Annotated in this window: 11 protein-coding genes; 4 read left to right on the top strand and 7 right to left on the bottom strand. The window is 68.1% G+C overall.

Annotated features, from left to right (window positions below; genetic code table 11):
• Window positions 1–39: 39 nt before the first annotated feature.
• From murU to ARC23_RS19390, 4 genes are all read right to left on the bottom strand, one after another.
• Entirely contained in the window at window positions 40–750 is a 711-nt protein-coding gene (gene murU, locus ARC23_RS19405; RefSeq protein WP_057498710.1) for an N-acetylmuramate alpha-1-phosphate uridylyltransferase MurU, read from the bottom strand.
• Window positions 747–1,772 (bottom strand): aminoglycoside phosphotransferase family protein, encoded by a 1,026-nt coding sequence (locus tag ARC23_RS19400; protein ID WP_057498709.1) that lies wholly within the window; start codon window positions 1,770–1,772, stop codon window positions 747–749. Before ARC23_RS19400 ends, murU begins: the two co-directional genes overlap by 4 nt.
• Window positions 1,773–1,828: 56 nt before the next feature.
• Complete coding sequence (locus ARC23_RS19395; protein WP_057498708.1) at window positions 1,829–2,098, bottom strand: GlsB/YeaQ/YmgE family stress response membrane protein; 270 nt, start codon at window positions 2,096–2,098, stop codon at window positions 1,829–1,831.
• A 70-nt stretch (window positions 2,099–2,168) separates the two neighbouring features.
• On the bottom strand, window positions 2,169–3,662 hold the full coding sequence (locus ARC23_RS19390; protein ID WP_057498707.1) for a M20 family metallopeptidase: 1,494 nt from the start codon (window positions 3,660–3,662) through the stop codon (window positions 2,169–2,171).
• Window positions 3,663–3,863: 201 nt separating this feature from the next.
• Here ARC23_RS19390 and ARC23_RS19385 point away from each other — a divergent pair, with 201 nt between their 5' ends.
• The 4 genes from ARC23_RS19385 (at window position 3,864) to ARC23_RS19370 (ending at window position 7,024) form a co-directional block, all read left to right on the top strand.
• On the top strand, window positions 3,864–4,190 hold the full coding sequence (locus ARC23_RS19385; RefSeq protein WP_238985282.1) for a ComEA family DNA-binding protein: 327 nt from the start codon (window positions 3,864–3,866) through the stop codon (window positions 4,188–4,190).
• 350 nt (window positions 4,191–4,540) lie between these two features.
• The gene (locus ARC23_RS19380) at window positions 4,541–5,638 is read left to right on the top strand and encodes a L,D-transpeptidase (protein WP_057498705.1); all 1,098 of its coding nucleotides are present in this window, start codon (window positions 4,541–4,543) and stop codon (window positions 5,636–5,638) included.
• A 17-nt stretch (window positions 5,639–5,655) separates the two neighbouring features.
• Window positions 5,656–6,381: a murein L,D-transpeptidase catalytic domain family protein gene (locus ARC23_RS19375; RefSeq protein WP_057498704.1), complete on the top strand. Its 726-nt coding sequence runs from the start codon at window positions 5,656–5,658 to the stop codon at window positions 6,379–6,381.
• A 34-nt stretch (window positions 6,382–6,415) separates the two neighbouring features.
• Complete coding sequence (locus ARC23_RS19370; RefSeq protein WP_057498703.1) at window positions 6,416–7,024, top strand: HutD/Ves family protein; 609 nt, start codon at window positions 6,416–6,418, stop codon at window positions 7,022–7,024.
• A 145-nt stretch (window positions 7,025–7,169) separates the two neighbouring features.
• Here ARC23_RS19370 and ARC23_RS19365 read toward each other — a convergent pair whose 3' ends face one another.
• The 3 genes from ARC23_RS19365 to ARC23_RS19355 are packed head-to-tail and all read right to left on the bottom strand — an operon-like array spanning window position 7,170 to window position 10,600.
• Window positions 7,170–8,774, bottom strand: a complete 1,605-nt coding sequence (locus ARC23_RS19365; RefSeq protein ID WP_057498702.1) for a sulfite reductase subunit alpha — start codon at window positions 8,772–8,774, stop codon at window positions 7,170–7,172.
• Complete coding sequence (locus ARC23_RS19360) at window positions 8,771–9,742, bottom strand: FAD:protein FMN transferase (protein ID WP_057498701.1); 972 nt, start codon at window positions 9,740–9,742, stop codon at window positions 8,771–8,773. The genes ARC23_RS19365 and ARC23_RS19360 overlap by 4 nt, the downstream gene beginning before the upstream one ends.
• Before the next feature lie 54 nt (window positions 9,743–9,796).
• Entirely contained in the window at window positions 9,797–10,600 is an 804-nt protein-coding gene (locus tag ARC23_RS19355) for a DUF4198 domain-containing protein (protein ID WP_057498700.1), read from the bottom strand.
• Window positions 10,601–10,668: the final 68 nt, after the last annotated feature.

The raw sequence follows: 10,668 nt of genomic DNA, 5'->3' as shown, positions 1-10,668 counted from the left end.
CGACTAACAGTCGACTCTACGCGACCAACCACGAGGGGCTCAGCCGTTCGCCGCCAACTCCGCATCGAGCGCGCGCAGGCGATCAACCGTCCCGACGTCGGTCCAGCGCCCGCGATGGTGCTGCCCCGTCATCAACCCCTGCGCCATGAAATGCTTCTGCAACGGCACCACCGAGAACTTCGGTGGCAGCCGTTCGCTGCCCGGCGCATCGCCGATCACCGCGCGCCAGTCGGCCACGATCGAAGGACGGTACACGCCGATGCCGGCATAGGTCAGGCATGGCCCTTCGCGGTCGTGATGCAGCACGCCCTGCGCGTCCAGCCGGTAATCACCGTGCGGGTGCTGGGCCGGATTGTCGACCAGCACCAGATGCGCCTGGCCCTGCGGTTCCCGCGGCAGGCCGGCGAAATCGAAATCGGTCCAGATGTCGCCGTTCACCACCAGGAACGGCGCTTCGCCCAGCACCGGCAGGGCGTTGAGGATGCCACCGCCGGTTTCCAGCGGGGTCGCTCCTTCGTAGAGGAAATGCAGGCGCAGCCCCCATTGGCTGCCATCGCCCAGCGCCGCCGGGAACTGCTCGGCCAGCCACGCGGTGTTGATCACCACCTCGCGCACGCCCAGCGCGGCCAGGCGTTCCAGGTGCCACACGATCAGCGGCTTGCCCGCCACTTCCAGCAGTGGCTTGGGCGTGTGCAGGGTCAGCGGGCGCATGCGCTCGCCCAGGCCTGCGGCAAAGATCAGCGCCTTCATCGTGCCACGCGCATCGGTGCGGCCAGCTCGGCCAGCGCCGGCTTGATGCGGTCGTCCAGCAGCTGCTGCAGCGGCGCCAGCTCGCGGTAACGCGGCAGCACTTCCTCCAGGTAGCCGATGAAGCGCGGCACGTCGTCCAGGTAGTGGCCCTTGTTGTCGCGGTAACGCAGTCGGCTGAAGATGCCCAGGCATTTCAGGTGGCGCTGGATGCCCATCCAGTCGGCATCGCGCAGAAAGGTGGCGCGCTCGGGCACCGGCAGGCCCGCTTCGCGCGCTCGCTGGTGGTACTGCGCCAGCCACTCGTCCACGCGCTGCAGCGGCCAGCTCAGGAAGGCGTCCTTGAACAGGCTCACCGCGTCGTAGGCGATCGGGCCACGCACCAGGTCCTGGAAATCGAGCACCGCGGGGCCGTCGTCGACCGGCATCAGGTTGCGCGGCATGTAGTCGCGGTGGGTCATCAGCTGGGCCTGGCCCAGCGCGTTGTCCATCAACCGGCGATGCACCAGTTGCAGCCCTTCGAGCTCACCGCAGTTCAGTTCCAGGTTCAGGTGGCGCTGCAGGAACCACTCGTCGAACAGCCCGGCATCGCGTTGCAGCAGCGCTTCGCCGAACTGGCCGAAATCAGCCGGCACCGGGATCGCCTGCAGGCGCAGCAGCTGTTCGATCGAACGGCCGAACCATTCATCGGCGTTGCGTTCGTCGAGAATCTTCGCCAGCGTCGGGCCACCGAGATCCTCCAGCAGCAGGAAACCGGCGTCGAGATCCTGGGCAAGCAAGGCGGGCACGCGCAGGCCATGGTCATGCAGCAGGCCGCGCATGCGCAGCCACGGCTGCGGATCCTCCAGCCCCGGCGGCGCGTCCATCACGATGTGGCTGCCGCGCGTGCTGGTGGTGCGCCAGTAGCTGCGCATGCCGGCATCGACCGAGGCGCGCTCGACCACCGCGTTGGCATCATCAAGCTGGGTACGGGCCCACTGCAGGCGCTGCGCGCTGCGCTGGGGATTGGAGGCGGGGTCGGTCATGCAGGCAGTTCCGGGCGCGCCGGGCGCGCCACGCTCAGGAGAGAGGACAAGGGGTGTCAGCGGCGTGGGCTGAACAGGCGCATCACGGCCAGCACGGCCACTGCGCCGACCACGGCACCGAGGAAGCCCGCCGGCTCGCCGGGGCGGTACCAGCCCATGTACTGGCCGAACCAGCCGGCCACCAGCGCACCGACGATGCCCAGCACGATGGTCAGCAGGCAGCCCATGCGGTTGTTGCCGGGCATGAAGAAGCGCCCGAGCAGGCCGACGAAGAAGCCGACCAGCAGGATGTACAACCAGCTGCTGCTGCCGAAAAGACCATTCATGCGCGTGGTTTCCGCTGGGGGTGGACGCAGCCTAGCAAGGCCGGGCTGCGTCCGTCACGGTGTGCTGCGATCAGCAGCAGCCGTGGTCGCCGTGGCGGGTGCCGCTGTCGGCGGCCACCGGCGAACCGCTGGTCTCGCCGCGCAGGCTGGCGGCGTAGTGCTCGCTGATCACCTTGGACACGCAGGCGGTGACCTTCTTGCCCATCGGGATGTGCAGGAACTCGTTCGGGCCGTGCGCGTTGGAATGCGGGCCGAGCACGCCGGTGATCATGAACTGCGCACCCGGGAACTTCTCACCCAGCATGCCCATGAACGGAATCGAGCCGCCTTCGCCCATGTACATCGCCGGCTTGCCGAAGAACGCCTGGCTGGCATCGTCAATGGCCTGGGTCAGCCACGGTGCCATGGCCGGGGCGTTCCAGCCGGTGGAGGCCTTTTCCAGGTCCAGGGTGACCTGGGCGCCGTTCGGCGGATCGCGCAGCAGCGCCTCCTTCAGTAGTTCGCCGCAGGTCTTGCCATCGGCGGTGGGCGGCAGGCGCAACGACAGCTTCACCGAGGTCTGCGGACGCAGCACGTTGCCGGCCGATTCCAGCGGCGGCATGCCGCCGATGCCGGTGACCGACAGCGCCGGGCGCCAGGTGCGGTTGAGCACCAGCTCGGTCAGATCCTCGTTCATCGGACGCAGGCCGTCGACCATCGGGAACTTCTCGAAGATCTCGGTATCGACCACTTCGGCGGCACGCTTGGCCTGTTCCTGGCGCTCGACGGGGATCTCCACGTTCATGCCGTCGATCAGGATGCGGCCGGTGTCCTGGTCCTCGATGCGCGACAGCAGCTGGCGCAGCAGGCGGAAGCTGGACGGCACCACGCCGGAGGCATCGCCGGAATGCACGCCTTCGTTGAGCACCTTCACGGTGAAGTTGCCGCCGGTCAGGCCGCGCAGCGAGGTGGTGCACCACAGCTGGTCGTAGTTGGCGCAGCCCGAATCCAGGCAGACCACCAGCGACGGCTTGCCGATGCGGTCGGCCAGGTGGTCGACATAGGCCGGCAGGTCGTAGCTGCCGGACTCTTCACAGGCTTCGATCAGCACCACGCAGCGGGCGTGCGGCAGGCCCTGGGCCTGCAGCGCCAGCACGGCGGCCAGCGAGCCGAAGATGGCGTAGCCGTCGTCCGCGCCACCGCGGCCATACAGCTTGTCGCCGCGCAGCACCGGGGTCCACGGGCCGAGGTCGTCGTCCCAGCCGGTCATTTCCGGCTGCTTGTCCAGGTGGCCGTAGAGCAGGATGGTGTCGTCGCCGGTCTCGGCGCCGGTGGCCGGAATTTCCAGGAAGATCAGCGGGGTACGGCCTTCCAGGCGCACCACTTCAACCTTCAGGCCGGGCAGCTGCTGGGCCCTGGCCCAGTTCTCCATCAGCGTGACTGCCTGTTCCATATAGCCGTTCTGCACCCAATTGGCGTCGAACATCGGCGACTTGTTGGGAATGCGGATGTAGTCGACCAATTGCGGGACGATCTCGCTGTCCCACTTGTCATTGACGAATTGGCCGAGCTTGGCGCTGTCCATCTGAAACTCCGGTTGCATGGGCTGTGATCCGGCCATTCTACGCCTGTGCCGAGGGTAGGGTTTTTCCTACATCACGTCGGGTATTTGGCTGGCTTACTGGAACGCGGGAAACCGATAGGCTGTGCACATGTGGAGACGGACACTGTTCCTACCGGCGGGATTGCCGGCAGGGGCCACCCGAACCACAAGGAGATACACGTCGTGCCTTGGTTTGTCGTGTTAAGGGCACTGGTGCTGGGAATGTGGATCGCAGGGGCGCACGCCGCCGCTCCGATCGACATCAACCGGGCCGATGCCCAGGCGCTGCAGCAGGGACTGACGATGGTCGGAGCCGTCAAGGCCGAGGCGATCGTCGAGCACCGGCGCAGACACGGCCCGTTTCACCGCGTCGAGGACCTGACGCAGGTGAAGGGGATAGGGAAAGCAATCGTCGAACGGAATCGACAGCGGATCACCGTAGGCAACAGGGCGTTGCCGGCGGATCCGGTACCCGGAGCGGTACCGGTGCGAACCGTACCCAGGCGCTGACAGCAGGATCGTCGGAACCGGCAGGAAGCGGGTTCATCGGGCACGGGCAGGAAGGCCGTGTCCACCGACCGCCGCAGGACGCGGCACCAATCACCAGGACGGTGGCATCACAGACCTGTGGAAGGGGCTGAGATACAAGCAGGACGAACGCGGCCGCGTGCAGGATGCAACGCTGTCCCCACAGCGCAGGAAGCGAGGGGACGGCAGCAGGCCGACAGGGATGTAACGATTGCCCGGTACGACACAAGGTTGTGTCGCCGGGCAATTTCATTTGGGCTGCCTGGATTTGCCGCGGCCACCACGGGCCGATGGTGTACGGTGGCCGCTCCGCATGGAAAGGACCCCGCTGGATGTCTGCGCACCGCCCCACGACCCTGATGCTTGCCCTGGCATTGACCCTGCCGCTGCTGGCCAATGCCGCTGCGCCGACGCCGACGCCGACGCCGGCTGCCAAGCCGGCCGCTGCCGCAGCCCGCGCCGCCGAAGTGCGTGGGCCGACCGATCTGAAGCCGGGCGAGTACCTGTGGCATCCGGAAATCTCGCCCACCGGTCCGATCGTGCTGGTGGTCAGCCTCGATGAGCAGCGGGCCTACGTGTACCGCAACGGCATTGCCATCGGCCTGACCACGATCAGCTCGGGCAAGGCCGGGCACGAGACGCCGACCGGCGTGTTCACCATCCTGCAGAAGGACAAGGACCACAAGTCCAACCTCTACAACAGCGCGCCGATGCCGTACATGCAGCGGCTGACCTGGGATGGCATCGCCCTGCATGGTGGCAGCCTGCCCGGGCATCCGGCCTCGCATGGCTGCGTGCGCCTGCCGCAGGCCTTCGCGCAGAAGCTGTTCAGCGAAACCCAGCGCGGCGACACGGTGGTCGTGGCCGATGCCAAGAGCTCGCCGATGACCCTGGCCTATCCGTCGGTGCTGGCGCCGGTGAACGCACGCGGCCAGGCCCTGCCGGAGGCCGAGGGTGGAGCGCCGGCACAGGCATGGTGGGACGACGCTGCGGCACCGGCCGGGCAGGTCGGCATCCTGGTCAGCCTGCACGACCAGCGCCTGTACGTGCTGCGCGATGGCGTGATGATCGGCGAGTCGCCGCTGAAGGCTGAGGCGCTGCCAGCGTTCCAGGGCACCACGCTGTTCGTGATGGGGCAGGGTTACAGCGATACACCCAGCCCGTTGGACGTGAACCAGCGCCTGCACCAGTGGACGGCCTATCCGCTGCTGGGCCAGGACCGCGCCCAGGCCACCCCGGACCTGCTGGCCACGCCCTCGCTGCCGATGGCGCTGCCGGCCGATTTCGCCCGCCAGCTGTACCAGGTGCTGGTTCCGGGCACGACCCTGCTGGTGACCTCGCTGCCGGCGGTCCGCCCAAGCCCGGCTGAATCTGGAATGCAGCCGGTCTTGGAATCCGAGCCGCCAGGGTCCACCCTCAAGGGCAACTGAGCCCCCTCGTTGTGCCCATGACTGCATCCCGCCTGTGCCGGCTGGCCGCGTTCGGCCTGCTGGCGACCTCGGCCAGCGCCCCGGCGCTGGCACAGACGCCCGCCCTCGCCACCAGTACCGATGATCTGGCTGCCTTGCTGTCGCGAAGCGCGCCCAAGGCCGACCGCCACGTGTTGCAGCTGGCGGCGCACGCCATGCGCTGTGCGTTGCAGCGGCCGGAGCTGGGCATCAACGGTGATCGGCTCAGCGTGATCGATTACTCGCGGCCATCCACCGAGCCGCGCCTGTGGGTGTTCGACCTGGCGCACCAGCGCCTGCTGTTCGAGGAATGGGTGGCGCATGGGCGCAACAGCGGCGAGAACCGCACCGAGCACTTCTCCAACCGCGATGGCAGTTTCATGTCCAGTCTCGGTGCATTCACCGCGCAGGAGACCTACATGGGCGGCAACGGGTATTCGCTGCGCCTGGCCGGGCTGGAGCCGGGCTTCAACGACCGCGCTCGCGAGCGCGCGATCGTCATCCACGGCGCGCCCTACGTGAACCCGGCCACCGCGCAGCTGCAGGGGCGGCTGGGCCGCAGCCTGGGCTGCCCGGCGGTGCGCCTGTCGGTCGCCAAGCCCCTCATCGACGCATTGCGCGGCGGCACGATGGTGTTTGCTTACTACCCCGACCAGGATTGGCTGAAGCACTCGCAGCTGCTGGGCGGCGAGTGTGGTGGCCAGGGTACGCTCGCCACGCGGTGATGCACGATGGCGCACGGCGTGATGCAATGCGCCGATGAACGTCGACTCCCTGCTGCACACTCCGAGCCAGGTCATCTCCAGCCTGGACTACCGCCGCGAACGCTGGCGCAACGGCCTGGGCTGGACGCGCGAGATCCTGCGCCTGCCGGCACAAGGCGATGACTGGGCATTGCGCCTGTCGGTGGCCGAGATCGAACAGGATGCCGCGTTTTCCGCGTTCCCCGGCGTGGAACGCGAGCTGGTGCTGCTGCAGGGCAATGGCGTGCGCCTGCGCTTTGATGACGGCCGCGTGGCCGAGGTGCTGCCGCCGCATGGGCGCGTGCGCTTTGCGGGCGAGGAAGCGCTGCACGGCGAACTGGTTGATGGCATCACCCACGATTTCAACCTGATGTGGAAGCGCGATCTGCTGCAGGCCGAACTGCTGCATCGGCCGCTGGTGGGGCCGATGTACTTCTTCTGCGAACCGGGCGTGGCCTGGGCGTTGCATCTGCTGGCCGGTCAGGCGGAGTTCGGTGCCGATAGTGGCTTGCCGCTGCTGCAGGCCGGCGATACCGCGTGGTTGGCAGCCGGTGCCCGGCAACGGCACGCGTTGCAGGGGGGGGGCGAGTTGCTGGCGATACGGGTCGGTGCAGCGGCGGGATGATTCCCGGGTGCTGGTGGGCCCATCCACGCATGGCGTGGATCTACTGGTGTGCGGTGCCACCCTGCCTGGACACGCCGTCATGGTGCGGCTGTGGTTGGGGGCAGAGCCCTTTCCTTCGGAAAGGGATCCGACCCCGATGGTTCGTTCAATACACATCGCGCCGGTAACGACCGGCGAGCAGCAACGCTTCCTTGCCCTCGATACCCAGCACCTGTTCGATCACCGCATCCACCGCCGGGGCCATCCCCTGCAGGCTGCCGCAGACCAGGATCGTCGCGCCTTCATCGATCCACTGCCGCAGTGCTGCTGCTTCAGCCAGCAACCGATCCTGCACGTAGCGATGCACACCGCCATCACGGCTGAATACTGCATCCAGCCGTGCCAGCGTGCCGTTGGCCTGCATCGCCCGCAGTTCCTCACCGAAGTGGAAATCATGGGCGGCGGTGCGCTCGCCGAACAGCAGCCAGGTACGGCGCGCGCCACTGCGGGCACGTTCGTGCAGATGGGCGCGCAGGCCGGCGATGCCGGTGCCGTTGCCGATCAGCAGCAATGGGACGTCGGGCGCCACGCCATGGAAGTTGTCATTGCGGCGCAGGCGCAGCTGCACCGGCTCGCCAATGGCCGCGTGGTCGCACAGCCAGCCGCTGCCGACGCCGGGCGTGCCATCGCTGCGCAACTGGCGACGCAGCAGTAATTCCACCGCGCCGTCGGCCATCACCGAGGCAATGGAATATTCACGATGCGGCAGCGGTTGCAGCGTCGCCAGCAATGCGGGCAGATCCCCGGCAGCAACCAGCGAGGGCAGATGCGAGCGCTCGACGCGGGCCAGCAGCGTCTGTCCATCGTCCAGCACCGTGTCTGCATCGAAATCCTGCGCCTCCAGCCACGCACGCGCGGTGTGGCGCGCATGCTGGGGGCCGATCTCGGCGATGTCGCCGGCCTGCCACTGCACATCGGCAGTATCCGGCGGTTGCAGGCGCAGCCAGTACACCGCACCACCGGGGCTGCCGGGATTCAGATGGGCGCGCTGCAGCAGCGTCCATGGCTGGTACTCGGCCGGGCTCCAGTCGGGCAGCTCGCTGGCGCCGCCCCCGAGCTGGCCGAGCAGCTGCTGCCAGTGACGCAGTGCCGCCGGATCGGCATTGTCGACTTCGATGGCATCGAACAGCGGATGCGCGCCGTGCTGGCGCAGCCATTGATCGAGCTGGTGGCCGAATCCGCAGAAGTGGCCATAGCTGCGGTCGCCCAGTGCGAGCACGCCGTACTGCAGGTGCTGCAGCGACGGCGGCGTCGCCATCACCCGGCGCAGGAACGGCAGGGCGTGATCGGGCGGGTCGCCCTCGCCGGTGGTGCTGGCAATGAACAACGCGCGCTGGCTGTCGGCCAGCAACGCGGCGTCCAGCTCATGCAGGCCGCGCACGCGCACGGGCACGCCGGCACCGCGCAGGGCCTCGGCGCTGCGTTCGGCCAGTTCGCGGGCAAAGCCGGTCTGGCTGGACCAGACCAGCAGGATGGGCGCGGTGTCTCCGGTTGCGGCATCGTCGCGCGGGCGGCCACGCCACCACAGTGCAGCGCAGGCCAGCGCATAGACGGCCGTGGCGAGTGCCGCGATCTGCGAGTGCCGAATCGGTGGCGCGCCTTGCCGCCACGCTTCACCGAGATGCAGGCGCAGCAACGCCCAGCCGATCAGCGCCAACAGGAGCAGAGCCAGGGTGTTGCCGAGCCACGCGCGCGACCAACGTCCGCTCATGCGTCCTGCTCGTCGAGCAGGCGCTTGAAGGCGCTGCTGAGGAACTCGCGCGGGCCTTCCACGGCCCGTTGCAGGTAACGCACGGCCAAGCCCTCGCGCTCGGCCAACGCCAGGCCCTCATCGCGGCCGAGCACGGTCAAGGCCGTGGCCCAGGCATCGGCGTGCATGGCATCGTCTGCCACCACGGTGACCGCTGCGGCGACCTGGCGCACCGGCCTGCCGGTACGCGGATCGAGGCTGTGGCTGTAGGCCTCGCCATCGGCCTGGTACTGGTGCCAGCGATCGCCGGAGGTGGCCACGGCCTTGCCATCCAGTGCCAGCACCCGTGGTGGGGTATCGGTGTGTGCATCCTCTTCCGGTGCGGACTCCACCAGCACGCGCCACGGCTGGCCATCCGGCTTGCGGCCATAGCCTGCCAGTTCGCCACCGACCTCGATCAGCGCTGCTGCGATGCCTTGTCCACGCAACCAGGCGGCCACGTGATCGACGCCGAAGCCCTTGGCGATCGCAGAGAGATCCAGTTCCAGCCCGCCCGGCTGCAGCAGTGCATCGTCCTGCCAATGCAGGCGTTGCCAGCCGCAGCGTTCACGCGTCACCCGCAGCATCGCCGCGTCGGGCTGGCGGCGTTCAGCGGCATGCGCACCGAAGCCCCACAGTGCAACCAGCGGACCGACGGTGGGATCGAAGGCGCCGTCACTGGCGGCAGCGATGGCCTGTGCGCAGGCCAGAACGTGGCGCGTTTCGGCGGGCAGCACACACCATTGGCCAGTGTCGGCGCGGTTGTAGCGGCTCAGATCCGAACCGCGCTCCCAGGTACTCATCTGCGCGACCACCTCGTCCAGGCGCGCCTGGATGCCGGCATGCAGCGGATGCAGGTCGCGCTGGCGCGGCGCAACCAGCGACACGCTCCAGGTGGTGCCCATGGTGGTGCCACCGAGGCGGGCGATGTCGTACAGGGAATCGGTCATGGCGGGCGTTGCGGGCGCGATGCCGGGACGTGCCCGGCATCGCGGTCCACGTCATTACTGCGGCAGCACTTCCAGCGTGGCGACGTAGCTCAGGCGGCGCTTGGCGGCCTGCTTCACCGACGTCTTTTTGTCCTCGGTGCCGGTCTCCAGCCAGTACATGCCGGCTTCCGGCCAGGTCACCTTGATCTCGCCTTTGGCATCGCTGGTCAGCTTCAGCTCGTCCTGCGCGTTGCGGTAGCGGGTGGCGCCACGCACGATCTCGAATTCCAGGCCGGCGGTCGGCTTGCCATCGACCAGCACGCGGAAGGTGGCTTCCTCGCCGGCGAACAGATCATTCGGGTGGCCGACCGCGACCAGCTCGATGCCACGGTTGGTCGGCTTCAGTGCGGTGTCGTTCGGCGCGCCGTTGGTGACGAAGGTCTCCACCCGGCCGACCGACTGGCTCACTTCCAGCTTCTTCGCGTCCTTCGGCAGTTCGCCGAAGGTAGCTACGCTGCCGCGCCAGCGCTTGCGCTCGCCGTTCTGCTCGTAGGTGGCGAACAGGCCGTCATTGACCGAGGCGATGCGGTAGGTGCCCGGCTGCTTCAGTTCGATGTCGAACACGCTGCGGTACTTGCCGGTCGAGGCATTCTGCGGCTGCACGGTGCTGCCGTCCGGCGCGGTGATCACCAGCGATTCCAGGCGCAGCGGCACGTGGTTGAAGTAGAACAGGTCGTTGGAGACCGCACCGTCGACGGTGATCCACGGTGCATTGCCGGCGATCACGGTCTGCGAGGGCAGCAGCCAGGCCTTGTGGGCCAGGGCGGAGAAGGGAAGGGCAGCGGCCAGAGCGGCGGCGAGGACGAGCGTGCGCTTCATGTGGAAGACTCCAGTGGATGCGGATGGGTGGGGTCAGAGCCCTTTCCGCGGGAAAGGGATCCGACCCC

The organism is Stenotrophomonas beteli (assembly GCF_001431665.1).
Lineage (GTDB): Bacteria > Pseudomonadota > Gammaproteobacteria > Xanthomonadales > Xanthomonadaceae > Stenotrophomonas > Stenotrophomonas beteli.
Note: the sequence above shows the minus strand (reverse complement) of the source record. Positions and strands in the feature narration are given on the sequence as shown.